Below are 23,981 nucleotides of genomic sequence, written 5' to 3'. Positions count from 1 at the left end.
AATGGCGCGCAAAGGCATTATTCTCGCGGGCGGCTCGGGCACCCGCCTGTATCCGATCACGCACGTCGTCTCCAAGCAGCTGCTGCCGGTGTACGACAAGCCGATGATCTACTACCCGCTGTCCACGCTGATGGTGGCGGGTATTCGCGACGTGCTGATCATCTCCACGCCGCAGGACACGCCGCGCTTCGAGGCGATGCTCGGTGACGGCAGCCAGTGGGGCATGAACATCCGGTACGCGGTGCAGCCGTCGCCGGATGGACTCGCGCAGGCCTTCATCATCGGCCGCGAGTTCGTGAACAATGATCCGTCGGCGTTGATTCTCGGCGACAACATCTTCTACGGCCACGATCTCGCGAAGCAACTCGAACGCGCCGACGATCAGACCGACGGCGCCACCGTGTTCGCGTATCACGTGCAGGACCCGGAACGCTACGGCGTGGTCGAATTCGACAAGCAGTTCCGCGCGTTGTCGATCGAGGAAAAGCCCGCCAGGCCGCGTTCGAACTACGCGGTCACGGGTCTGTACTTCTACGACAAGCAGGTCTGCGACATCGCCGCGGACATCAAGCCGTCGCCGCGCGGCGAGCTCGAAATCACCGACGTGAACTCGCGCTACCTCGCGAACGCGGCGCTCAACGTCGAGATCATGGGCCGCGGTTATGCGTGGCTCGACACCGGCACGCACGATTCGTTGATCGAAGCCGCGACCTTCATCGCAACGCTGCAAAAGCGCCAGGGTCTGGTGGTCGCGTGTCCGGAAGAGATCGCGTACCGGCGTCAGTGGATCGACGGCGAGCAGTTGCTCGCGCTCGCCAAACCGCTCGCGAAGAATGCCTACGGGCAATACCTGCAAAACATTCTCACGGATCACGTCGCATGGCCATCCAGGTAACCGCAACCTCGCTGCCCGAAGTCAAGATCATCGAGCCGAAGGTGTTCGGCGATGCGCGCGGCTTCTTTTTCGAAAGCTTCAATGCGCTCGAATTCGCCGAGAAGGTCGAGCCGGGCGTCGAGTTCGTGCAGGACAATCATTCGCGTTCGGCGAGAGGCGTGCTGCGCGGTCTGCACTATCAGATCCAGCATGCGCAGGGCAAGCTCGTGCGCGTGGTCGAGGGCGAGGTGTTCGACGTCGCCGTCGACATCCGCAAGAGCTCGCCGAACTTCGGCAAGTGGGTCGGCGTGACGCTGTCGGTCGAGAACCATCGGCAGCTGTGGGTGCCGCCCGGTTTCGCGCACGGCTTCGTCGTGCTGTCGGAGTCCGCGCAGTTCCTCTACAAGACCACGGATTATTGGTTCCCCGAGCACGAGCGCAGCATCGTGTGGAACGATCCGGCGATCGGGATCGAATGGCCGGTCGACTTCGAGCCGCTGCTCGCGGCCAAGGATGCGGCGGGCAAGCGTCTCGCCGACGCCGAAGTCTACGCATAAGGGGATCGCATGAGCGCACACGACGCGAAACGGACGATTCTCGTCACCGGCGTAAATGGCCAACTCGGCTATGAGCTCGCGCGCACGCTGCAAGGGCTCGGCAACGTGGTCGCGGTCGACCGCTCGCGGCTCGATCTGTCGAACCTCGATCAGATTCGCGCGGTGGTGCGCGACCTGCGTCCCGCGCTGATCGCCAATCCGGCCGCTTATACGGCGGTGGACAAGGCCGAAGAAGAACGCGACCTGGCAATGCGCATCAACGGCGAAGCACCGGGCGTGCTCGCCGAGGAAGCGAAAAAGCTCGGCGCCGCGCTGATCCACTATTCGACCGACTACGTGTTCAACGGCACGAAAGAAGGCGCGTACGTCGAAGACGATCCAACCGATCCGCAGAACGTCTACGGCCGCAGCAAGCTCGCGGGCGAGCAGGCAATCGCGGCGAGCGGCGTGAATCACCTCGTATTGCGCACGAGCTGGGTGTACGGCACGCGCGGCAAGAACTTTCTGCTGACGATGTTGCGGCTCGGCGCCGATCGTCCGGAGCTGAAGGTGGTCGCCGACCAGTTCGGCGCGCCCACCTGGTGCAACACGATCGCGACGCTGACCGCGCATCTGTGCGCACAGTCCTTCGCCGCCGAAGACGGCGCGAAGTGGTGGGACGAGCGTTCGGGCATCTATCACCTGTGCGCGGGCGACTCGACGTCGTGGCACGGTTTCGCGTCGGCGATCTTTGAACTCGCGGATTTGCCGAACAGGCCGAACACGCTGCCGATTCCGGCCGCGGATTACCCGACGCCCGCGAAGCGCCCAGCCAATTCCAGAATGTCGAACGACAAGCTGGCGCGCGTGTTCGGCCTGGCCGCGCCGCATTGGCGCGACGCGTTGAAGCTGTGTCTGACGGACGGTTTTCCGAAGTCGCCGGCGGCGCGCACCTGAGTCGCGGTTTCGACGCAGGACTCGCGAGCGTCGGTGCGGCGAAGGAAACACTCGCATCGGATGTCCTGCCGCGCACGCCGCTCGCCATGATGGCGTCGTGGTCCGGGACCGATCGAAACGATTGTTCCCTGACAATGGTGAAAGGGTGCGGCGGTAGAATGACGCTCGACGCGAGGGCGTTCCAGGCGCGGATTTAACGTTCTATGCGCAGTAGATTGCAAACGTGTGCGTCAACCGCGCGCAAGCCAGTATGGCCACGTAAAAAATACGGTATCGAGAGGGAGCTGTGAGTTTGTTACCGATCATTCTGTGCGGCGGAGCGGGATCGCGGCTCTGGCCGGTCTCGCGGGAATTGCATCCGAAGCCGTTCATCCGTCTCGCGGACGGCGAGAGCCTGCTGCAGAAAGCGTTCCTGCGCGCGGTCGCGTTGCCCGGCGTGAAGGAAGTGCTCACGGTAACCAACCGTGAGCTGTTCTTCAAGACCGAAGACGATTTCCGCGAGGTGAACGGCAAGAACGTCGCGACCTCGTTCATTCTCGAACCGTTCGGCCGCAACACGGCCGCGGCGGTTGCCACGGCGGCCTTGCACACGGCGAAGGCGCATGGCGCAGACACCGTGATGCTGGTGCTCGCCGCGGATCACCTGATCGCGGATCAAACCGCGTTCGCCGCGGCGGTCGCGCGTGCGCAGACGCTTGCGCAGGCCGGCAACGTGGTCACCTTCGGCATGCATCCGGATACGCCCGAAACCGGCTACGGCTATATCGAAGCCGATGGCGAGCGGGTCGTGCGCTTCGTCGAGAAGCCGTCGGTGGAGAAGGCCCGCGAGTATCTGGCGTCGGGCAAGTTCGTGTGGAACTCGGGCATGTTCTGCTTCACGGCGGGCACGATCCTGAAGGAAATGCGCAAGCATTGCCCGGCCATTCTCGATGCCGCGGCGGAATGCATGGATCATTCGCCGTCCGCCGAAGGCAAGAGCGGCGCGCAGGTGCGTCTCGAGCCGGGCTGCTTCGGCGCGGTGCCGGAGCTGTCGTTCGACTACGCGGTAATGGAGAAGTGCGAGCACGCGGCGGTCGTGTGCTGCAACCTCGGCTGGACCGATGTCGGCTCGTGGACCGCGCTGTCCGACCTGTCGCCGGCCGATGCGAGCGGCAACCGCGTCGAAGGCGAGGCGCTGCTCGTCGACGTGAAGAACTCGTATCTGCGCAGCGACGGGCGCCTGATCGGCGCGGTCGGCGTCGACAACCTGATCGTGATCGACACGCCCGATGCGCTGCTCGTCGCGCACCGCGATCGCGCGCAGGACGTGAAGCAGATTTTCGCGGAGCTGAAGTCGCGCGGCCATGAGACGTACAAGGTGCATCGCACCGTGCATCGGCCGTGGGGCACGTACTCGGTGCTCGAAGAGGGGCCGCGCTTCAAGATCAAGCGCATCGAGGTGAAGCCGGGCGCGAGCCTGAGCCTGCAGATGCATCATCACCGCAACGAGCATTGGGTCGTGGTGAGCGGCATGGCGAAGGTCGTCAACGGCGAAAAAGAGTTCTTCGTGTCGACCAACGAGTCGACCTATATCCCGGCGGGTCACAAACATCGCCTCGAAAATCCGGGCGTCGTCGAGCTCGTGATGATCGAAGTGCAAAGCGGCGAATATCTGGGCGAAGACGATATCGTTCGCTTCGAAGACATTTACGGACGTACTTGAGATGGATATCAGTTTTACCAACGACTCGGAAGACCTGACACGTCACAACGAGCGCGACGACCTGCTGGTCGGCATGAAAGCGGTGCGGGTCTGGGGCACGCTCGGCTGGCACGACATCCGGCAGCGTTATCGCCGCTCGGTGCTCGGGCCGTTCTGGTTCACGCTCAGCACGATCATCATGGTGGTCGTGCTCGGCGCGTTGTACTCGACGCTGCTGCACCAGGAACTCTCCGACTATCTGCCGTATCTGGCGGTGGGTCTCGTCGTGTGGGCGTATCTGGCGTCGGTCGCCAACGAGGGCTGCATGGCCTTTATCGGCTCGGCCTATCTGATCAAGCAGATCAGGCTGCCGCTGACGGTCCACGTATGCCGCATCGCGTGGCGCAACTTCGTGATCCTGCTGCATAGCCTGCCGGTCGTCGTCGTGCTGCTGTTCGTGTTCGGTCACTGGCCGGGCTGGGAAATCGTGCTGGTGCCGTTCGCGCTCGTGGTCCTGCTGCTGCACGGCGTGTGGCTCGGCGTCACGCTCGGCGTGCTGTGCGCACGCTTTCGCGACATTCCGCCGATCGTCACGAACCTGATCCAGGTCGTGTTCTTCTTCACGCCGGTCATGTGGTCGCCGGAAATCCTGAAGGACCGCGCGTGGGTCGCCGACTACAACCCGCTCTATCACCTGATCGAAACGGTGCGCGCGCCGCTCACCGGCCGCCCGACCCACTGGGAGTCGTGGGCGTGGTCGATTGGTCTCTTGATCGTCGGCTTTGCGTTCGCGCAGATCCTGATGAAGCGTTTCCGTAATCGCGTTCCTTACTGGCTTTGATATTGTGAGTTCTTCATCGATTGTCGCTCGTAACATCTCCGTCGAATTTCCGATTTACGAGAACTCGCATCGCTCGCTGAAAAAGGCGGTGCTCAATTTGACGACGGGCGGCCGGATCGGCCAGGACGCGGGTCGCCATGCGATCGTCCGCGCGATCGACGACCTGAGCTTCACCTTCAGCGAAGGCGAGCGCATCGGCCTGATCGGCCACAACGGCTCGGGCAAGACGACGCTGTTGCGCACGCTGTCGGGCGTCTATGCGCCGGTGCGCGGCGAGCTGAAGGTGCGGGGCAAGATCGCGTCGCTGCTCGACGTGTCGATGGGCCTAGACCCCGACGCGACCGGCTTCGAAAACATCTATCTGCGCGGCATTCTCGACGGGCTGAAGCCCGCGCGCATCCGCGGCAAGATCGACGAGATCGCCGACTTCAGCGAACTTGGCGATTACCTGAATCTGCCGGTGCGCACCTATTCGAGCGGGATGATGCTGCGCCTCGCGTTCGCGATCTCGACGAGCGTCGAAGCCGACATCCTGATCATGGACGAATGGCTGAGCGTCGGCGACGCCGAGTTCAGCGTGAAGGCGGCCGAGCGTCTGGAAGGCCTCGTCGGCAAGGCGGCGCTGCTGGTGGTGGCGTCGCACGATCCGTCGCTGGTCGCGCGCGTGTGCACCCGCAAGATCTCGATGGAACACGGCAAGATGGTCGCCGACGAAGCCGTGCTGCCGTCGGAAAAATCCGACGAGCCGCTCATCAGCCACACCGCGCAGTTGCCGCACTGAGCACGCCGGCGCGCGACCGGCGCGGCGCATGCTGCGCCTGCCGCATGCGCGCCGACGCGCGAGCTGCGAGCGCGACAGCGGCAGGCAAAGCCATCGGTTCATCGGCTAAACCGCGCCCCGGCGCAAGCCAGTCCCGCAGTTCAGCAACACCCTCGTGGCCAATCCCGAGGCGTAACAAGGTTCGAATTTGATGCGAGCTAATCACCCATTTCTGCGCTACTCCGAATCCCTGCTGGTGCGTCAGCCGTTTCGCACGCTGAAGGGTTTCGCGGGCGGCTATATCGCGTATCCGATTGCGGAGAACGCCGAAAAGCGCAACGTGCGCCCGAAAATCCGCGAGCTGCGCGAGCACTATTCGCTGCCGATGCCGCATCGCCGCCGCATCGCGCTCGAACGGCTCGTCGCCACGCTCGAATTCGCCGGCGCGAAGGTGCCTTACTATCGCGACCTGTTCCAGGCGAAGCAGTTCGATTCCGCCAAGGTCAGGAACGACCCGCGCTACCTCGAAGAACTGCCGTATCTGACCAAGGACATCATCCGCGAGCAGGGTCCGCGTCTCCTGTCGGGACCGCTCGAGGCTGGCAAGCACCACGCGTGCAAGACCGGTGGCTCGACCGGCCTCTCCACGACGATTTACTACGACCAGGAAGGCGCCGATTATTCGTCGGCGGTCACCAACTATTGCCGCGAGCGGATCGGCAAGCTGCGCCATCGCTCGGAGTTGCACTTCGCGTGCCGTTTCCCGGATCAGGTCGTGTCCGAGTGGCCGTCGCGCGAAGACTTCAAATGCTTCGCGATGAATCGCAGCAATGTCTTCTTCGACCGCATCGACGATCACGGCCTCGAGGAAATGTGGCGCACGCTGAAGCGCCGCCGCCCGTATCTCGCGCACTCGCATCCGTCGACGATGTACGCGCTCGCCTGCTATGTCGAGCGCAAGTACGGCGGCGGCAACGCGTTCCAGGTGTTCGAGTCGAGCGGCGAGCTGCTCGAGCCGCATGCGCGCGAGATGATCGCGAAGGCGTTGCGCTGCCGCGTGATCGACCGCTACGGCCTCGCCGAGCTCGGTGTGATGGCCTATGAGCTCGACGGTCACGAAGGCGGCTTCCAGATCCTCGAATCGGAAGGCTGGCCGGAAAGCCGCGTCGCGCCGGACAACCCCGACGGCGCGCACGAGCTCGTGTTCACCGGGTTCCGCAACCGGCTGATGCCGTTGATCCGCTACACGACCGGCGACCTCGCGCGTGTGCAGGAGACGGAGAAGGGCTTTTTCCTGACCGACGTGGTCGGCCGGATTCACGACGTCGTGCCGATCAACGGCGTCGCGCATCCGACGCACCACATCCAGGACATGCTCGATCATCGCGTCGGCGGCATCCAGGAATTCCAGATCGATCTGCGCACGACGCCGCCCACTTTGCGCATCGTGCTCGAACCGCACGCGAACGCGGAGGACACCACCGCGAAGCTGCGCCACTTCTGGCAGGACGCGTTCACGATCGCCTACGTCGGTCACGACGATTTCGTGCGCGTGGGCAGTCGCGCCAAATTCCGTCACGTGGTGAGCGCATGATCGGCGTCGCGTATCCCGATGCGCGCGCCGACGCCGGCCAATACGTGCTGGCGGCGCTGCGGCGCTCGGTCAGCGCGACCCAGGCCCAGGCGATTGCGCGCAACATGCTGCACGAGATCGCGCCCGACGTCGTGGTCGCGGTCGACGCGCCCGATGCGTGGAGCGCCGACCTGATCGCGTTCGTGCAGGCGCGGCCGCGCAAGCTGATCGTGTTCGGCCATATGCCGATCGCGCTCGCGGACTATCTGCGTTATCGGCCCGCGGCGTTGCCCGCCGACCTCTCGCAAGCGAGCCGCAGTGCAACGGCGCCTTCGGGCGAGTCGCGCGAAAGCGCGGCGGCGGTGCGCTACGGTGCGCTCGCGCAGACACTCGGCGGCGCGCCATGGCATCGCCCGTTCGAGCGCTTCGATTTCACCGACGAATGGAACAACCTCGGCTACGGCGCGATTCGCGCCGACGGCTCGATCTGGGCGCTCGCGCAGGCGCCCGAAGTTCCGGCCGAAGCGGAGCTGGCCGCGGTCGTCGTGAACGGCGACCGGCGGTTCGCGTACGCGGCGCTGTGGGATGCGGGCGCATCGGCCGTGCTGTGGTTCAACCGGCCGGTCGGCCCATGCGATTCGTTCGAATGGCGCCTCGTCGAGCAGTTTCTGTCGGGCTACCGGGCCGATGCGCTGCCGTGTCAGCCGGTGCTGAGCGAACTCCCGTGGGGTTACGACGCGGCGATCACGTCGCGGCTCGATTGCGACGAGGACGTCGAATCGGCGCGCCCGTTGTGGCACGCGTACCGGCGTCTCGGCGTGCCGTTCACGCTCGCCGTGCATACGCAGAACCTGCAACGCGGCGGCCAGCACGACATCCTGCGCGAACTGCTTGCCGACCGGCAGCAGGGCGCGGTGCTGTCGCACACGGCGACGCACTCGCCGAACTGGGGCGGCAGCTACGACACCGCGATCGCGGAAGGCGTGCAATCGGCCGAACTGCTCGAACGCGCGACCGGCGTGCCGGTGCGCTACGCGGTGTCGCCGTTTCACCAGTCGCCGCCGTACGCGATGCGCGGCCTGATCGACGCGGGCTACGCGGGCTGCATCGGCGGCATCATCCGCAACGATCCGGAGTTTCTGAGCGCACGCGGCGGCGCGTTGGCCGGCTTGCCGGCGGGCTTCGTCGGTCACAGCCAACAGTGCATGCTGCACGGCGACTGCATGCTGAAAGAGGGCGATCCGCTCGCGATCTTCAAGCAGGCCTTCGACACCGCGTACGCGACCAACACGCTGTTCGGCTATCTCGACCATCCGTTCTCCGAGCGCTACGCGTACGGCTGGACCGACGAGGCGGCGCGCATCGACGCGCACGAGCAGTTGATCGCCTACATGCGCGGCAAGGCCCAACGGCCGCTGTTCCTGCACGAGGAAGCCGCGCTCGATTTCCTGCGCTTGCGCTCGCTCGCGCAGATCGTCGAACACGACGGCGTCTTTCGCGTCGTCACGCCCTTCGCCGACACGACGCCGCTCGCGCTCGGCGTCGAGTTCCGGGGCGCTCATACCAAGGTCGAGACGGGGAAAGCACTGCAATGAAAGTCATGGTGGTGATGGGCACGCGGCCCGAGGTCATCAAGCTCGCACCGCTCGTGCGAGCGCTGCGCAGCGAGTTCGACACGATCGTCTGCGCGAGCGGGCAGCACAGGGACATGGCGGCGCAGGCGCTCGAATTCTTCGGCATCGAACCGGACATCACGCTCGAAACGATGCAACCGGGTCAATCGCTGAACGCGCTCGCGTCGCGCCTGATCGCCGCGCTCGATCGCGCGCTCGACGAAACACGTCCCGATTGGGTGATCGTGCAGGGCGACACGACGACCGCGTTCTGCGCGGGCTTCGCGGCGTTCCAGCGCGGCATCCGCGTCGGTCACGTCGAGGCGGGGCTGCGCACCGGCGATCTGGCGAGTCCGTTTCCCGAGGAAGCGAACCGCAGCCTGCTCGGCCGCATCGCGACGCTGCATTTCGCGCCGACCTCGCGCGCGCGCGACAGCCTGCTCAGCGAAGGCGTCGCGCCAGAGAAGATCGTCGTGACCGGCAACACGGTCGTCGATGCGATCGGCGAAGTGCGCGCGAGCTGGAGCGTCACGCCGCCGGCGAGTCCGCTGCCCGCATGGCATGGCGCGCAGCAGCAGCACGTGCTCGTCACCTGCCATCGGCGCGAGAATTTCGGCGACGTGCTGCAGGACATCTGCCGCGTGCTGCGCGACCTGTGTCAGCGCTATAGCGATTACCGCTGGGTGTTCCCCGTGCATCTGAACCCGGCCGTGCGCGAGCCCGTGCATCGCGAGCTCGATGGCATCCCGAACCTCGCGCTGATCGAGCCGGTCGACTATCCGACGAGCCTTTATCTGATCAGCGGCAGCGCCGTCGTGGTCAGCGATTCGGGCGGCATCCAGGAAGAAGCGCCAACCTTCGGCGTGCCGGTCGTCGTGATGCGCAATCACACCGAGCGCCGCGAAGGCGTCGACGCCGGCTTCGCGACGCTCGCGGGCCAGAGCGCGGCGAGCATCGAAAGCGCGGTGATCGGCTGGCTCGACGATCCCGCGCGGCGTGCGGCGCTGCGCGATCGCGCGAATCCGTACGGCGACGGACTGGCCTCACGACGCATCGTCGACAGCCTGCGCGGCCGACCGGTCGAGGTGTTCGTTGGCTGACGGCAAGAACCCCGTGCTGGCCCCGCAAGACTGCGTGCTGTTTTCGACCGCCGACTGGGACGAGCCGTACTGGACCAACAAGCAGCACACGGCGAGCATCCTCGCCGCGCGCGGCTGGCGGATTCTGTATGTGGAAAGCGTTGGCTTCCGCTCGCCGAAAGTGGCCAGCGGCCGCGACTGGTCGCGCCTGTGGCGACGTCTGTGGCGCGGCGTGCAGTCGCTCGTGCTCGGCCCGCCGCGCCGCGCCGACAACATCTGGGTGCTGTCGCCGCTGATGGTGCCGGCCGGGCATCATCTGCCGTTCGTGCGCTCGCTGAATCAGGCGATGTTGCGTTTTTCGGTGAACCGCTTCGCGAGGTCGCATCGCTACGACAAGCCGGTCGTGTGGACGTACCACCCGTACATGCTCGATGCGATCGCGACGCTGCCGCGCGGGCCGCTGGTCTACCACTGCGTCGACGATATCGCGGCGATTCCGGGCGTCGACGTCGACGCGTTCCGCAATGCCCAGCAGGACCTGCTCGGGCGCTGCGAGGCGGTATTCACGACTGCGCAGTCGCTGAAGGACGTGTGCCTGCCGTTTAACCCCAATACGCATTTCTTCGGCAACGTCGTCGATGAAGCGCACTTCGGCGCGGCGCGCGCGGACGGGCCGCTGCCCGCCGAGCTCGCCGCGATCGACGAGCCGCGGCTCGTGTATCACGGCGTGCTGTCGGACTTCAAGGTCGATCTGCCGTTGCTGCTGCAAACCGCGCAGGCGCGGCCGCAGTGGCAATGGGTGATCATCGGCGAGGAGCGCGAAGGGCAGCGCAGCGACCTGCTCGCGCAGCTCAAGCGTCTGCCGAACGTGCATCTGCTCGGCTACCGGCCGTATCGTGTGCTGCCGCAGTATCTGCGCGGCATGCGGGTCGGTGTGTTGCCGACGCTGATCAACGAATACACGCACTCGATGTTTCCGATGAAGTTCTACGAATATCTCGCGGCCGGTCTGCCGGTCGTATCGACGCCGCTCGATTTCGCGAAGGAACCGCGCGCGGGGCTCGAAGTGGGCAGCGATGCCGACGCGTTCATCGCGGCGATCGAGAAACAGCTTGCACGCGGCAAGCTGAGCGTGGAGGAAGCGCGCGCGGCGGTTGGCGAGAACACGTGGGAAGCGCGGCTGGACAAGATACTGGCGATCACCTTCCACTTCCCGCAGGCGGGCGGCGGCAGCGCGCGGCCACACGGCGCTGAGGTGCGCACGTGAGGGTCGTTCATGTGTACCGCACGTACTTCCCGGACCCGCCCGGCGGCCTGCAGGAAGCGATCCGCCAGATTGCGCTAGCGACGCGCGAGCGCGGCGTCGAACCGCGCATTCTGACGCTGTCGCCGAGCCCGACGCCGACCGTCGTCGAACGCCCGGAAGGGCAGGTGATCCGCGAGAAATCGTGGGCGGCGCCGGCATCGTGCGATCTCGGCGGGCCGTGCTCGGTGATCAGGTATCGCGAGCTGGCCGACTGGGCCGACGTCGTGCATTTCCACTTTCCGTGGCCGTTCGCCGACGTATTGCATCTGCTCGGACGCACCAGCAAACCGACAGTGATGACTTACCACTCCGACATCGTGCGGCAGAAGCTGCTCGGCGCCGTCTATGGACCGCTGATGCGGCGCACGCTGCGCAGCATGTCCGCGGTGGTCGCGACGTCGGCCGCCTATGCGCGGACCAGTGAGACGCTTGCCGCGTGCGTGTCGAAGGAGCGTTTGAAGACGATTCCGCTCGGCATCATTGACTATCGCGACGAGCCGCAGCCGCTCGACGCGCGGCGCAAGCTCGAGAGCCGGCTCGGCCTGGCGGCGGGCGAGCCGTATTTTCTGGCGCTCGGCGTGTTGCGCTACTACAAGGGGCTGCATACGCTCGTCGAGGCCGCCCGGCATGTGCAGGCGAAAATCGTCATCGCTGGCTCGGGGCCGGAGCGCGAGCGGCTCGCCGCCTTGGCGCGCCAGCATGGCGCGACCAACGTCGTGTTTGCCGGGCAGGTCACGCATGAGGAAAAGGTTGCGCTGCTCGAGGGCTGTCGCGCGATGGTGCTGCCCTCGCATTTGCGCTCCGAAGCGTTCGGGATGGTGCTGGTCGAAGCCGCGATGTTCGGCAAACCGATGGTGTGCTGTGAGGTGGGGTCCGGGACGTCGTTCGTCAACGAGGATGGGGTGACGGGGTTTGTCGTGCCGCCCGAGGCGCCACAAAAACTGGCTGCCGCGATGAAGCAGCTTGTTTTCGATGAAGCGCTTGCCCACAAAATGGGGGCGGCGGCCCGCGAGCGGTATGAGCGGCTGTTTTCGGGACCGGCGTTGGGCGAGACGTATCAGGCGCTATATCAGGAAGTATTGGCGGCCTGAGGCCTTAGCTTATTCGGTTTTCCGTTCGAGGATGGTGCGATGGCGCTCAATCCGTCTTATTTGCCCGAACCGTCGTGCGTATCAAATGTTGTAGTATTTGCCGAGTCTGCATAGAACAGGCGCCGATTATCGCCTCCATTACAACTCGGCGGAATTAAATGACTTCGAGGCGAGTTGTGAGGCGAGTGCCGAGATAGTAAAGTGGCGCGCGCCTACGCGGGTGGAGTAGCCGGCTTTTGCGGTTCGATTCGACCAGGCACCGTGTCAGAACGGATTTCTACAGGATTTTCTATCCGCATTTCTCGTTATCGCATGGTTTTTCACCTTGTTTTCTCCCTTGCGGCGGACAACTGAATGAGCAGCAAACCCCTCGTTGTCGACCTTGATGGAACGCTCATTCGCTCAGACGTCCTGATCGAATGCGGCTTTGCGTTCACCCGGTCCGCGCCGCACCGTTTCTATGAGCCGCTTCTATGGCTCATGCGCGAGGGCAAGGCGGGGCTGAAAGCCCGTCTGGCCGAGGCCACCGATATCGACGTTACCGTTCTGCCTTACGATTCCGCCGTGATCGAGTGGCTGAAGGAGGAGCGGGCCACGGGGCGTACGCTCGTATTGGCGACCGCGAGCCATCGGCGCTATGCGAATGCCATCGCCGATCATCTCGGACTATTCGATAAAATCTTTGCCACGGACGGCGATATCAATCTGTCCGCGCATCGCAAGCGCGACAGGCTGGTTGCGGAATTCGGCGAAAAAGGCTTCGATTACGCGGGAAATTCGCATGACGACGTCGCGGTCTGGGAGGCCGCCGAGCGCGCTTACGTCGTCAATCCATCGAGCGGGGTGGAGCGCGCCGCGCGCAAACACGGCAATGTCAAGCGCGTGATCGACGAACGTACCGCGCGGTCGAAGACGTGGGCGAAATCGTTGCGGCTGCACCAGTGGCTGAAGAACCTGCTGATATTCGTTCCGTTGCTGGCGGCGCACCAACTGTCGGATCCGGCTCTGGTCATTGCCGCGATTCTCGCCTTTTTTGCCTTCGGCCTGTGTGCGTCGAGCGTCTATTTGCTGAACGACCTGCTCGATCTTGAAGACGACCGGCATCATCCGACAAAACGTAAAAGACCCCTTGCATCCGGCGCATTGCCGCTCATCTGGGGCGCGACGCTCTTTCCTGTTCTACTGGTGTTAGGTGGCGCGGTTGCATGGTTCTGTCTGCCGCACAAGTTCGCATTGGTATTGCTCGGCTACTACATACTCACGCTCGCTTACTCGTTCTATCTGAAGCGGCGCGTCATGGTGGATGTCGTTGTTCTGGCCTCGCTCTATACGACGCGAATCATCGCCGGAAGCGCCGCGATCGACGCACGGCTCACCTTCTGGCTGCTGGCGTTTTCGATGTTTATTTTTCTGAGCCTGGCGCTGGTCAAGCGATATGCGGAATTGCATGCACTACAGGAGCGTGGCCTCGTGAAGTCGCGCGGGCGGGGCTATATCGCGAGCGATCTCTCGCTGATTTCGTCGCTTGGGGCAGCCTCCGGCTATCTTTCGGTGCTGGTTCTCGCGCTTTACATTCAGGACGGCAACACGACGAGCCTGTACCGGCATCCGGAGTTCATTTGGATCGCCTGTCCTTTGCTGCTTTACTGGGTAAGCCGGACATGGATCATCGCTCATCGTGGCAAGATGGATGACGATCCGATCGTCTTCGCCGCGAAAGATCGGGGCAGCTGGCTGGTCATCGCGCTGTGCGGCATCGTGTTCTGGATGGCGATCTAGGCGATGTCCAAAGTCCAATCCTGGGGGCGCTATCCGTACGTTCCGCAAGATACCCATCCGATCGCGTGGCGCGATTCGGCAGCTTCGGTATGGCGCGGCGTGGGAGACCAGCAACGCACGACGCTCGTGTTCGGCAATGGGCGCAGCTATGGCGACAGTTGCCTCGCGTCGTCGGGACACGTGATCCAGACGCTGCCGCTGGACCGGCTGATTTCCGCCGATTGGCAAAGCGGCATTTTGCGCGCCGAGCCCGGCATCACGCTCGAGCAGATTCTGGACGTCGCGGTTCCGCGCGGATGGATGCTGCCGGTCACGCCAGGCACGAAGTACGCGACGCTCGGCGGCGCGATTGCCAACGACGTACACGGCAAGAACCATCATGTCCGCGGTACGTTTGGCCGGCATGTGCGGCGTTTCTGCCTGCTGCGTAGCGACGGCACGCAGTTCGAGTGCGCGCCGGACTCGCATCCGGAGTTTTTTGCCGCGACGATTGGCGGCTTGGGAATGACCGGGCTGATCAGTTGGGCGGAAATCCAGTTGATGCCGATCAAGTCGAGCATGCTCGACGTGACCAGCATCCGCTTCGCCAACCTCGACGAATTCTTTGCGCTGTCCGAGCGGCTCGATGAGTTGCACGAGTACAGCGTCGCCTGGGTGGACTGCCAGAGCCGCGATGCCGCGTTGGGCAGAGGCATCTTCATGGTCGGCGATCACGCATCCGGCGGGCGGCTCGAAGTTGAACGCCGCAAGACGCGTACGGTGCCTTTCACGTCGCCGATTCCCATCTTCAATCGGCTGACCCTGCGCGCATTCAACGAGTTGTACTATCGGCGGCAACGCGTCGACGAGGTGAAGTCGACGGTCAGCTACGATTCGTATTTCTATCCGCTCGACAGCTTGCTCGAGTGGCATCGTATTTATGGGCGATCGGGGTTTCAGCAGTATCAATGTGTGATGCCGGCGCCGGCCGCACGCGATGCGACTCGGGCGATTCTCGACGCGATCGCCCGCAGCGGCACGGGGTCGATACTCGCGGTGTTGAAGCGCTGCGGACATATCGGCTCACCGGGGCTGCTGTCGTTTCCGCTGGAGGGCACGTCGCTGGCTCTGGATTTTCCGCAGCGCGAGGCATCGAATCGCAAGCTGTTCGAACGGCTCGACACGATCGTGCGGGAGAGCGGCGGCCGCCTGTATCCGGCCAAGGACGCCCATATGTCGGGCGAAGATTTTCGCGTTGCGTACCCGCAATGGGAACAGGTCGAGGCTCTGCGTGACCCGGCCTTGCTGTCACGCTTTTGGGAACGAACCACTCGAGTATGAAAAATATCGTTATCGTAGGCGCCACGTCGGCGATTGCCATTGGCTGCGCCCGGCAGTGGGCCAAACAGGGCGCGCGGTTTTTTCTCGTCGCGCGCAATGCGGAGCGCTTGCAGCAGGTCGCCGACGACCTCACCGCACGCGGCGCGCAGACCGTGCTGTGCCAGCAGTTGGACATCGATCAGTTGGGCGAACACGCGGCGATGATGCAGCGCTGCGCGGCCGAGTTCGGCGCGCTGGATATCGTGCTGGTCGCGCCCGGCACGCTGCCGGACCAGCAGGCTTGCCAGAACGATGTCGACGTTGCGGTGCGCGAGTTCAACACCAATGCGGTATCGGTCATCGCGCTGCTGACGCGCTTTGCGAATGTGATCGAGCTGCAGCGACGCGGCACGATCGCGGTCATTTCGTCGGTTGCCGGCGATCGCGGGCGTCAGTCGAACTATCTGTACGGCAGCGCGAAAGCGGCGCTGTCGGCTTTTTGCGAGGGCTTGCGGGCTCGCCTGTTCAAGGTAGGCGCGCATGTCGTGACGATCAAGCCAGGCTTCGTCGCCACGCCGATGACGGCGGGATTGCCGTTGCCGGGGCCGCTCGTGGCCACGGCTGACAAGGTTGCTGGCGATATCGTGCGCGCGGTGGAGAAGGGCAGAGATGTCGTTTATACGCCGTGGTTCTGGGGGGGCATCATGCTGATCATTCGCTCCATCCCGGGCCGCGTGTTCAAGCGGCTATCGCTGTAATGCGTTGCCGGCCGCGCGGCGGATATTCGTTTCATCTTCCCTGACAGGGTGGTCCCTTTCGTGAGCACACCAGCAACTCCGATGAGCGCGTCGCGCCTCGTTATTTTCTATGCACTATTCGCGGGACTTTCGATTCTCGCCAATATCGGTTTTCAGAAGCTTTCCGTGATGGCCTATTCCGGCGCGTTCAGCGTGCCGCTGTCCGTGTTCGTCGGGACCGGGGTCGGGCTGGTGGTAAAGTTCGCGCTTGATAAAGTCTGGATCTTTCGATACCGACATCGCGATCTGTCGCACGGCGTCAGGAGTTTTCTGCTGTACACGGTGATGGGGCTGGCCACGACGGCGATTTTTTGGGGTTTCGAATTCGGCGCCGATGCGATCTATCATTCCGAGCCTGCGCGGTTGATGGGCGGCGTGGTTGGACTGGTGATCGGTTACGTCGTCAAGTATCGGCTCGACAAGAAGTTTGTTTTTGCCTGATTGGGGCAACGCCCTGACAAGTTAGAGGTCGCGCAACCGCGGCTGAATGCGCTCACTCAAAACCTTATTGGCCCACGGGCATGCAACGATTCAGACAGTATCTTTCAGAGAATGCGCTTCTGCTTCTGGTTACCATTGCCGTCGGCGGCTATCTGTCATGGCGGGCGCGCGATTTCCAGCTGGATGACGCGCTGATTTATCTGCGGTACCTGCGCAATCTGTTTGACGGAAACGGCCTGACCTACAACGCCGGCGACCGCTTCAACGGCCTGACGTCGCCGTTGTATTCCTACCTGTTGATCGCGGCTAACGCGGTGACGGGAAATCTGCAATACACGACGATTTTTCTGTCGTTCGTGTTTCTGTGCGCCGCTGCGATCGCCGGAGCCCATGTGCTCGCGACCGGGAAGTATGAGAAGACGCTGTGCGCATTGGCCGTCGTGTCGTTCAATTACTTCTACACGACGTTCGGGATGGAGACTTCGTTGTTTCTGTTCCTGTCGGCACTCGCGTTGATACTCTACCGCCGGCAGCAGTTTTTCGGCCTCGGTGTGGTTCTTGGCTTGCTTTTCATGACACGCACCGAAGGCGTGTTCCTGGGCGCTGTGCTAATTGCGGACTACGTTGTCAAAAACAGAAGGCTGCCGCGCGCCGGATATTTTGTCGCGCCACTCATTTTGCTCGCGGCCAATTTCCTGTTCAACTATTACTACTATGGTGCCTTTCTTCCGGCTACGGGTAGTGCGAAGCTGGGACAGGGCAAGTCGGGATTATGGGGAGAGGGGCTGATTTTTCTCCACGTGCAGTACATGAAGGGCGCGTTTTTCGGAGGCGATTCCCGGTTGCTCTGGTTCATGCTGCCGGTTGGTCTGGTTGGCGTGCTATCGGCATTTGGCAAAAGGATGGTGTGGCTCGTCATCTTCTATCTGTTGCTGCTAGGCTCGTTTTATGTATTTCTGCATATTCCGAATTACCACTGGTACTATGCGCCGTTCTTCTTCTTCGGTTTGCTGTTCGTTGGCACGGGGGTGTGGAAGATACTCGAGTTGACCTATCAGCGCGCCCGGAAAAACATCGCTTTTCTTGCATTGTTTTGTGCGTTCTTTATTGCGGCGGGCGGATTCTTTTACCATAGCTTCAATCTGTCGAACGTCCGTCGCGGTCCGATGGAAGCGTATAAGAACATCGGTGAATGGCTAAAGGCCAACACACCGGGCAATGCCGTGGTGGCGACCGTCGAGATCGGAACAATTGGATGGTATTCCGAGCGCTACGTTATCGACATTCTCGGTCTGACCAACCGCTACAACGCAGACTACATCGCTCGCGGGGATGTTTACTCGTGGCTCACGAGATACAGCCCGGATTACATTGTGGTGCATCAGCCGCTCTGGAGTTTCGAGGCGAGTGCGAATTGCCTGCTCAGTAGTGAGGCCTATGCGCCCGTGGAGGCTTTCAATTTCGACGGTTATCGCCTGCTGAAGCGCAGCGATGCGGCGGGGACCCCGAAGCGGATCCAGATGTGCGCGAAAGATCCGCGCACATCATAGAGCCGGCCCAGGTTCGCGACGAAGCGACGTCCGTCCGGGTGGCTCCCTATACCTTGATCTGAGAGTGGCCAACTCGACTTGGGGACCGTCCGCTTTTCCTTGTTTCATATCTTCGTCTGAAGACATAACCAGATACTTGTATGCGTCGAGAGAAGGACTGTTTATTTCCGTTGCTGGTATTTTTTTGTGCTTTTCTGCTCATGTGGTACCGCGCGCCGGAGCGCATCGAGCGAGGTTTTCTGTGGGCCGAAGATGCGACGATCTTTGTCGCGCAAGCACGCGAACTGGGAATCGGGTCGTTTGTACGGGCCTATTCCGGCTATTGGCATTTCGTGCCGCGCCTTGTTGCGTGGCTGCAAATGAAATCGACACCCATCGAGAAAGCTCCGTACTTCTTCGCATGGGCGTGTGCGTTGATCACGGCTGTGTCGAGCGCCTACATGGCCTGCGCGTTTCGAAATTTCTCACGTCCGGTCGCCGCTCTTCTCGCGCTTGCGCCGTTGCTGGTTCCTCAGACGGGCGAGGTTTTGCTGAACATTACGAATATCCAATGGATACTTTTCCCGACGCTGATCGTTCTTCTGTGGGAAAACCTGTTCGATCCAGCTGAATCCTGGTATGGCGTTCGTTCGCTTGCGGTTGCCGCGATTGCACTGACCGGGCCATTTGGGATCATCACGTTCGGGTCCGCCGTGCTGGCGACCATTTACGCTTGCCGGCGCGGACCGCTTTCGCGCCGTCAGATCCGCTTTCTCGTCGCGTACGTTGCAGGCGTGGCGGGGCAGGTCTATGCGATTGCGACGAACGCCTCTCCGCCGCTTGATTTCGGCGCATCGCCGAGCGTCTGGAATTACGGCGCCCGCATGATTCGCGATCTGTTCTGCGACCTGCTTCCGTCTCCGGACGGCGCGCCGCTCGTTGGCGGTCTGATCCTCGCCGTGGCATTGGTGTTCGTCACGGCGAGGTCGCGGGCTGTTTGGGCGTGTCTGCTGCTCGCCCCAATGGCGCTTATTATCTGGTTGCTTGGCTCCGCGCGGACGAATCCTGAGGGCGTGCATATGGCGTGGTACGGCTTCGGCGCCCGCTATGTCTATCCGGCCTTGTTGTTCTCTTTCTGGTCGGCGTTGCTTTCAGCCGCCACCACGACGTCAAAGCTATCGAGAATATTGGCTGGCGCGCTCGTCATTGTGATATTGCTCGCCAGCGCCACGCGTTTTTCCGCATCCGAATGGCCGATGTGGGAGGTTACGCGCGAGAGCGCTGGATACATGCTGAAGGTCGCGCCGAGCTGGACCGCGCAAATCCCGGGTGCGCGATGACGCTGCGGTGGCGCGCGAGCGAAGCAGAGCCTTGTTCGCGGGTCGGCGTCGGATATGCGCAGCGCGCGCGGACGACGGAGTATCAGCGTGCCGGTGGCCATTCTTTCGATTTGAAAGGGAACTTGCGATAAATAGCCGGTAACGGCATAGTTGGACTCGATTTTTTCTGGCTCGCGCGCGGCGGGTAGCCGTTTTCCGGCGCAGTTCGTGCCGCGTGCCCGCGCAGTTGTCGATCCTTGCCGTTCGAACGTGCGGCGCGAGATCCGCGCGCCACATGCGCGAAGCGGTGGCGCGCGGGTCTGAAGTCATTGCCAAGGGGGCAGGTAGTGTTTTTCCCGGTGTTTTTGTCCGTCGTATTTGTCGTTCGCAATCAGGCGCGCGATCTCGAAGCCATCCTGAAGGACGCGGCTTCGGTCACGAGCACGCTCGTGAGCGATTACGAGCTGATCGTCGTCGATAACGCGTCCGACGACGACAGCGTCGCCGTGCTCAAGCAGCTCGCGAGCGAGCGCGGGTTGCCGAATCTGCAGGTGTACGCGCTGACCAAGGAGGTCGATTCGGACACGGCCTCATGGGTAGGCCTCGAAAACGCACTTGGAGATTTCGTCGCAGTGGTCGACCCTCTCGTCGACGACATCCGCTTTCTGCCGACCATGCTCGACAAGGCCGCGAGCGGCGCGGACGTCGTGTTCGCCGCCAACGAACAGAAGCCCGTGCAAAGCTGGGCTTATCGCACCTGTCTTGGCGTGTTCAACGCTTTGTACAAATGGTCCAACGGCGTGCACCTGGCGAAGGATGCGCCGCAGTACCGCCTGCTCAGCAAACGCGTGATCAACTTCATGCTGCAGCATCCGATGCCCGCGGTGACCTATCGCTATCTTCCGGCCACCGGCGGCTTCGCGCGCGCGTATCTGACCTACAGCACGCCGCCGAAGGCCGCGCACGCGAAACGTCTGTTGCACAGCATCGATCGCGGCATCCGCCTGCTCGTCTCGACGACGAAGGCGCCGATGCGTCTGGTCACCGCGTTATCGCTGTTCGGCGCGGTGTCAAACCTCGTTTACTCGGTCTATGTGATCGCGGTCGGCCTGCTGAAATCGAATGTCGCGCCAGGCTGGGTGACGCTGTCGCTGCAACAATCCGGCATGTTCTTTCTGATTTCGCTGGTGCTACTGGTGCTCGGCGAGTACATCCTGCAAATGGCGCGGCTCAGTAACGAAGGACCGCTCTACCACGTCGCGCAGGAGTTCACGAGCAGCGTGATGACGCGCCGTCAGAAACTCAATATCGAAGACGTCGGATTGCCCGAGCCTCATCGCGCGGATGTGGACGACTCGCTGCATTCCTCCTGAACGAACGGGAGGATTGCATATGCAAGATGCTGTGGTCATCGGTGGAGGCTTCTACGGAACGGCGATTGCGATCTACCTGAAGAAGCAGCGTGGCCTGAAAACCGTGACATTGATCGAGCGCGAGCCAGCGTTGCTCGTGCGCGCCTCATACAACAATCAGGCGCGCGTCCACAACGGTTATCACTATCCACGCAGCTTCACGACCGCTTTTCGCAGCCGCGTGAATCTGCCGCGTTTCGTGCGCGATTTTCCGGATGTCGTGAAGCGCGACTTCACGAAGGTCTACGCGATCGCGCGGCGCAATTCCAAAGTCACGGCACGGCAGTTCGAGCGCTTTTGCCAGGAAATCGGTGCGAGCCTCCAACCGGCTCCGCGCGCAGTTCGCGAGCTGTTCGAGCCGCGCCTGATCGAGCAGGTGTTTCTGGTCGAAGAGTACGCGTTCGATTCCACGAAGCTCGCCGACTGGGCACGGCAGGAACTCGCCGAACTCGACGTCGACGTGAGGCTCGGTACGCGCGTCGAGCGCATTTATCGGCAAAGCGAAGGCTTTGTGCTCGAATGCGACGACGCGTACCACACGGCTTTGCACGCAAGGTACGTTTTTAATTGCACGTATAGCGGCCTGAATCAGTTCGGCGGCGACTTTCGCGGCACGCAGACGAAGCTGAAGCACGAGATCACCGAAATGGCGCTCGTCGAGGCTCCGCCGCCACTGCGCGGGCTGGGCGTCACGGTAATGGACGGTCCGTTCTTCTCGATGATGCCGTTTCCGGCGCGTGGTCTTCATACGCTGTCGCATGTGCGCTATACGCCGCATTCAAGCTGGATGGATGCGCCGGGTGACGACCCGTACCAAAGATTGAGCGGCTACGAACGCGAGAGCCGCGTCGAGCGCATGGTCCGGGACGTGGGGCGCTACTTTCCCGCGGTTTATGATGCGCGGTACGCCGACTCGCTGTTCGAGGTCAAGACGGTGCTCGTGAAAAACGAAGGCGACGACGGCCGGCCGATATTGTTCGAGCAGCACCCCGCGTCGAGCGGGCTCTACTCGATCCTCGGCGGCAAGATCGACAACATCTACGACGTGCTCGAGAAGCTGGATGCGGAGACCTTCGTGTCCGCTTCGCATGCACATACGGTATTGGGAACAGGCATATGAACGATGCACTGATCGGCTATACGGGCTTTGTCGGCTCGACCCTGCTGAAGCAAAAACATTTCGACGCGCAATTCCGCTCCATCGATATCGCACAGATTCGCGGCAGGTCGTTCGATCTCGTGGTCTGCGCGGGCGCGCCCGCGCAGAAGTGGATCGCGAATGCGCAACCCGAGGCGGATCGCGAGAAGATCGAAGGGCTGATCGATCATCTGTCCACGGTTCAGTGCAAGCGGTTCGTGCTGATCAGCACGGTCGACGTGTTTCGCGATCCGCTCGGCGTCGACGAGAACACGCAGGTGAAAGAGGACGGCCTGCATGCCTATGGCCTGCACCGGCGCCTGCTGGAGAAATTCGTCGAGACGCGTTTTTCGGATCATCTGATTGTACGTCTGCCGGGCCTCGTCGGGCCGGGGCTGCGCAAGAACGTGATCTTCGATTTCCTGAACGACAACAACATCAACGCGATCGATAGCCGTGGCTCGTTCCAGTTCTATCCGATGGTGAATCTGTGGCATGACATCGAGATCGCGCTGGCGGCGGGCCTGAAGCTCGTGCATTTGAGCGCCGCGCCCGTCACCGTGGCGGAGGTTTCCGAGGCGGGTTTCGGCAAGCCGTTCGAGCAGCATACGGTCGCGCATCCCGCGAGCTACGACTTTCGCACCGTACATGCGGGGCTCTTTGGGGGCACGGGTTCGTATCAGTACAGCAAGCGCGAAACCATTCAGGCGGTGCGCGCGTATGCGCAGTCCGAGCCGCTGAAATCTGCAACCGGATCGGCGGAGAACGCATGAGAATCGCCATTTCGAATATCGCGTGGGAAATCGCCGACGATCAGCAGGTCGCCGACATTCTCGCTCAGCACCGCGTCGATGCGATCGACGTCGCGCCCAGCAAGTATTTTCCAGACCTGAAGACCGCCCGCGCCGACGATATCGCGCGCGTACGCGCGTGGTGGGCCGAGCGCGGCATCTCGATCACCGGCATGCAGTCGCTGCTATTCAGCACCACCGGACTGAATCTGTTCGGGACGGCTGAATCGCAACAGGCGATGCTGGACCATTTGCGCGCGGTGTGCCGCGTCGGCGCGGGTCTGGGCGCGACGCGGCTCGTGTTCGGCTCGCCGCGTAATCGCGACCGCACCGGCCTCACCGACGATGCCGCGCACGAGATCGCGGTAGCGTTCTTCCGCCGCCTCGGCGACCTCGCCGCGGAGCAACGGGTGTTCATCTGCCTCGAACCCAATCCGCCACGCTACGGCGCCAACTTCATGACCAATAGCCGCGATACCGCGGCGGTCGTGTCGGCGGTCGCGCATCCGGCGATCCGCATGCAGCTCGATACGGGCGCGCTCACGATCAACGAGGAAACCCCGCGTGAAATCGTCACGCAATATGCTCACCTGATCGGCCACGTGCACGCGAGTGAACCGGATCTTGTCACCCTCGGCGAGGGCGGCACGAATCACCGCGCGGTGTCCGAAGTGCTGGCGGACCTGTTGCCCGAGCAGGTGGTGTCGATCGAAATGCTGGCGCCGAAATCCGGCTCGGCGATGGATGCGGTTCGGCGCGCCGTCGCCGAGGCGGTTCGCTGCTATCGCGTCGACGGGGGAGTGCGCGCATGAAGTGGCTGATTCTGGTGCTGGGCATTGCGTCGAATGCATCCGCCAGCGTGCTGGTCAAGATCGCGATGATGCCGCCGCGGCGCTTCCCGAGTCTGGCCGATCCGATCGGTGCGCTCAAGAACGGGCCGTTCTGGCTCGGCCTCGCGCTGTACGGCGCGGCTTTTCTGCTGTATGCGGCGGCGCTCAGCCGATTGCCGCTGAACGTCGCGCAGCCGGTGTTGACCGCCGGTGCCATTGCGAGCGTGGCGGTGTTGTCGGTCGTGATATTTCGTGAGCCTTTTCCGTGGACCGTCGGTGCGGGGATCCTGTTCATCATCGCAGGCGTTGCACTTATTACTGCCCGCGTAGGGTGA

Annotated in this window: 22 protein-coding genes; all 22 read left to right on the top strand. The window is 62.9% G+C overall.

Features of this window, described 5'->3' with window-relative positions; all coding sequences use genetic code 11:
- Position 1: 1 nt before the first annotated feature.
- The 22 genes from rfbA to OKW35_RS05760 all read left to right on the top strand — a co-directional run bounded on the left by rfbA (position 2) and on the right by OKW35_RS05760 (position 23,981).
- On the top strand, positions 2-895 hold the full coding sequence (rfbA, locus tag OKW35_RS05865) for a glucose-1-phosphate thymidylyltransferase RfbA (RefSeq protein ID WP_429356687.1): 894 nt from the start codon (positions 2-4) through the stop codon (positions 893-895).
- On the top strand, positions 880-1,431 hold the full coding sequence (rfbC, locus tag OKW35_RS05860) for a dTDP-4-dehydrorhamnose 3,5-epimerase (protein ID WP_429335841.1): 552 nt from the start codon (positions 880-882) through the stop codon (positions 1,429-1,431). The genes rfbA and rfbC overlap by 16 nt, the downstream gene beginning before the upstream one ends.
- Positions 1,432-1,440: 9 nt before the next feature.
- Positions 1,441-2,367: a dTDP-4-dehydrorhamnose reductase gene (rfbD, locus tag OKW35_RS05855; RefSeq protein WP_429551476.1), complete on the top strand. Its 927-nt coding sequence runs from the start codon at positions 1,441-1,443 to the stop codon at positions 2,365-2,367.
- 286 nt (positions 2,368-2,653) lie between these two features.
- Positions 2,654-4,069, top strand: a complete 1,416-nt coding sequence (locus tag OKW35_RS05850) for a mannose-1-phosphate guanylyltransferase/mannose-6-phosphate isomerase (RefSeq protein ID WP_429551475.1) — start codon at positions 2,654-2,656, stop codon at positions 4,067-4,069.
- A 1-nt stretch (position 4,070) separates the two neighbouring features.
- The gene (locus OKW35_RS05845) at positions 4,071-4,889 is read left to right on the top strand and encodes an ABC transporter permease (RefSeq protein ID WP_429356691.1); all 819 of its coding nucleotides are present in this window, start codon (positions 4,071-4,073) and stop codon (positions 4,887-4,889) included.
- Between the two features lie 4 nt (positions 4,890-4,893).
- On the top strand, positions 4,894-5,670 hold the full coding sequence (locus tag OKW35_RS05840) for an ABC transporter ATP-binding protein (protein ID WP_429551474.1): 777 nt from the start codon (positions 4,894-4,896) through the stop codon (positions 5,668-5,670).
- Positions 5,671-5,860: 190 nt separating this feature from the next.
- A complete protein-coding gene (locus OKW35_RS05835; protein ID WP_429356693.1) occupies positions 5,861-7,243 on the top strand; it encodes a phenylacetate--CoA ligase family protein in 1,383 nt (460 codons plus the stop codon).
- Positions 7,240-8,817: a polysaccharide deacetylase gene (locus tag OKW35_RS05830; protein WP_429551473.1), complete on the top strand. Its 1,578-nt coding sequence runs from the start codon at positions 7,240-7,242 to the stop codon at positions 8,815-8,817. The genes OKW35_RS05835 and OKW35_RS05830 overlap by 4 nt, the downstream gene beginning before the upstream one ends.
- Entirely contained in the window at positions 8,814-9,935 is a 1,122-nt protein-coding gene (gene wecB, locus OKW35_RS05825) for a non-hydrolyzing UDP-N-acetylglucosamine 2-epimerase (RefSeq protein ID WP_429551472.1), read from the top strand. The genes OKW35_RS05830 and wecB overlap by 4 nt, the downstream gene beginning before the upstream one ends.
- A complete protein-coding gene (locus tag OKW35_RS05820) occupies positions 9,928-11,181 on the top strand; it encodes a glycosyltransferase (protein WP_429551471.1) in 1,254 nt (417 codons plus the stop codon). The genes wecB and OKW35_RS05820 overlap by 8 nt, the downstream gene beginning before the upstream one ends.
- Positions 11,178-12,311 (top strand): glycosyltransferase, encoded by a 1,134-nt coding sequence (locus tag OKW35_RS05815; RefSeq protein ID WP_429551470.1) that lies wholly within the window; start codon positions 11,178-11,180, stop codon positions 12,309-12,311. The genes OKW35_RS05820 and OKW35_RS05815 overlap by 4 nt, the downstream gene beginning before the upstream one ends.
- Positions 12,312-12,665: 354 nt before the next feature.
- Positions 12,666-14,090, top strand: coding sequence for a UbiA family prenyltransferase (locus OKW35_RS05810; protein WP_429551469.1), 1,425 nt, complete (start codon positions 12,666-12,668; stop codon positions 14,088-14,090).
- 3 nt (positions 14,091-14,093) lie between these two features.
- The gene (locus OKW35_RS05805) at positions 14,094-15,410 is read left to right on the top strand and encodes an FAD-binding oxidoreductase (protein WP_429551468.1); all 1,317 of its coding nucleotides are present in this window, start codon (positions 14,094-14,096) and stop codon (positions 15,408-15,410) included.
- Positions 15,407-16,147, top strand: a complete 741-nt coding sequence (locus OKW35_RS05800) for an SDR family oxidoreductase (protein ID WP_429551467.1) — start codon at positions 15,407-15,409, stop codon at positions 16,145-16,147. Before OKW35_RS05805 ends, OKW35_RS05800 begins: the two co-directional genes overlap by 4 nt.
- Positions 16,148-16,228: 81 nt before the next feature.
- Positions 16,229-16,627 carry a GtrA family protein gene (locus tag OKW35_RS05795; protein ID WP_027196869.1) on the top strand — a complete coding sequence of 133 codons (399 nt, stop codon included), beginning with the start codon at positions 16,229-16,231 and terminating at the stop codon, positions 16,625-16,627.
- Between the two features lie 80 nt (positions 16,628-16,707).
- Positions 16,708-18,177, top strand: a complete 1,470-nt coding sequence (locus OKW35_RS05790; RefSeq protein ID WP_429551466.1) for a hypothetical protein — start codon at positions 16,708-16,710, stop codon at positions 18,175-18,177.
- A gap of 200 nt (positions 18,178-18,377) precedes the next feature.
- Positions 18,378-19,496: a hypothetical protein gene (locus OKW35_RS05785; RefSeq protein WP_429551465.1), complete on the top strand. Its 1,119-nt coding sequence runs from the start codon at positions 18,378-18,380 to the stop codon at positions 19,494-19,496.
- A gap of 338 nt (positions 19,497-19,834) precedes the next feature.
- Positions 19,835-20,848, top strand: coding sequence for a glycosyltransferase (locus tag OKW35_RS05780; RefSeq protein ID WP_429551833.1), 1,014 nt, complete (start codon positions 19,835-19,837; stop codon positions 20,846-20,848).
- 19 nt (positions 20,849-20,867) lie between these two features.
- A complete protein-coding gene (locus OKW35_RS05775; protein WP_429551464.1) occupies positions 20,868-22,007 on the top strand; it encodes an FAD-dependent oxidoreductase in 1,140 nt (379 codons plus the stop codon).
- Positions 22,004-22,798, top strand: a complete 795-nt coding sequence (locus tag OKW35_RS05770) for a pyridine nucleotide transhydrogenase (protein ID WP_429551463.1) — start codon at positions 22,004-22,006, stop codon at positions 22,796-22,798. The genes OKW35_RS05775 and OKW35_RS05770 overlap by 4 nt, the downstream gene beginning before the upstream one ends.
- Positions 22,795-23,628 (top strand): sugar phosphate isomerase/epimerase family protein, encoded by an 834-nt coding sequence (locus tag OKW35_RS05765; RefSeq protein WP_429551462.1) that lies wholly within the window; start codon positions 22,795-22,797, stop codon positions 23,626-23,628. The genes OKW35_RS05770 and OKW35_RS05765 overlap by 4 nt, the downstream gene beginning before the upstream one ends.
- Positions 23,625-23,981, top strand: coding sequence for a multidrug transporter (locus OKW35_RS05760; RefSeq protein ID WP_027196874.1), 357 nt, complete (start codon positions 23,625-23,627; stop codon positions 23,979-23,981). The genes OKW35_RS05765 and OKW35_RS05760 overlap by 4 nt, the downstream gene beginning before the upstream one ends.

The organism is Paraburkholderia sp. MM5477-R1, from assembly GCF_050436385.1.
GTDB lineage: Bacteria > Pseudomonadota > Gammaproteobacteria > Burkholderiales > Burkholderiaceae > Paraburkholderia > Paraburkholderia tuberum.
Note: the sequence above shows the minus strand (reverse complement) of the source record. Positions and strands in the feature narration are given on the sequence as shown.

Excerpts from the sequence above, each read along its gene's own strand:
- OKW35_RS05775 (WP_429551464.1), top strand. The coding sequence starts at position 20,868 with ATGCAAGATGCTGTGGTCATCGGTGGAGGCTTCTACGGAACGGCGATT.
- OKW35_RS05830 (WP_429551473.1), top strand. The coding sequence starts at position 7,240 with ATGATCGGCGTCGCGTATCCCGATGCGCGCGCCGACGCCGGCCAATAC.
- rfbC (WP_429335841.1), top strand. The coding sequence starts at position 880 with ATGGCCATCCAGGTAACCGCAACCTCGCTGCCCGAAGTCAAGATCATC.
- OKW35_RS05790 (WP_429551466.1), top strand. The coding sequence starts at position 16,708 with ATGCAACGATTCAGACAGTATCTTTCAGAGAATGCGCTTCTGCTTCTG.
- OKW35_RS05765 (WP_429551462.1), top strand. The coding sequence starts at position 22,795 with ATGAGAATCGCCATTTCGAATATCGCGTGGGAAATCGCCGACGATCAG.
- OKW35_RS05805 (WP_429551468.1), top strand. The coding sequence starts at position 14,094 with ATGTCCAAAGTCCAATCCTGGGGGCGCTATCCGTACGTTCCGCAAGAT.
- rfbA (WP_429356687.1), top strand. The coding sequence starts at position 2 with ATGGCGCGCAAAGGCATTATTCTCGCGGGCGGCTCGGGCACCCGCCTG.
- OKW35_RS05800 (WP_429551467.1), top strand. The coding sequence starts at position 15,407 with ATGAAAAATATCGTTATCGTAGGCGCCACGTCGGCGATTGCCATTGGC.
- wecB (WP_429551472.1), top strand. The coding sequence starts at position 8,814 with ATGAAAGTCATGGTGGTGATGGGCACGCGGCCCGAGGTCATCAAGCTC.
- OKW35_RS05795 (WP_027196869.1), top strand. The coding sequence starts at position 16,229 with ATGAGCGCGTCGCGCCTCGTTATTTTCTATGCACTATTCGCGGGACTT.
- rfbD (WP_429551476.1), top strand. The coding sequence starts at position 1,441 with ATGAGCGCACACGACGCGAAACGGACGATTCTCGTCACCGGCGTAAAT.
- OKW35_RS05835 (WP_429356693.1), top strand. The coding sequence starts at position 5,861 with ATGCGAGCTAATCACCCATTTCTGCGCTACTCCGAATCCCTGCTGGTG.
- OKW35_RS05760 (WP_027196874.1), top strand. The coding sequence starts at position 23,625 with ATGAAGTGGCTGATTCTGGTGCTGGGCATTGCGTCGAATGCATCCGCC.
- OKW35_RS05810 (WP_429551469.1), top strand. The coding sequence starts at position 12,666 with ATGAGCAGCAAACCCCTCGTTGTCGACCTTGATGGAACGCTCATTCGC.
- OKW35_RS05770 (WP_429551463.1), top strand. The coding sequence starts at position 22,004 with ATGAACGATGCACTGATCGGCTATACGGGCTTTGTCGGCTCGACCCTG.
- OKW35_RS05845 (WP_429356691.1), top strand. The coding sequence starts at position 4,071 with ATGGATATCAGTTTTACCAACGACTCGGAAGACCTGACACGTCACAAC.
- OKW35_RS05785 (WP_429551465.1), top strand. The coding sequence starts at position 18,378 with ATGTGGTACCGCGCGCCGGAGCGCATCGAGCGAGGTTTTCTGTGGGCC.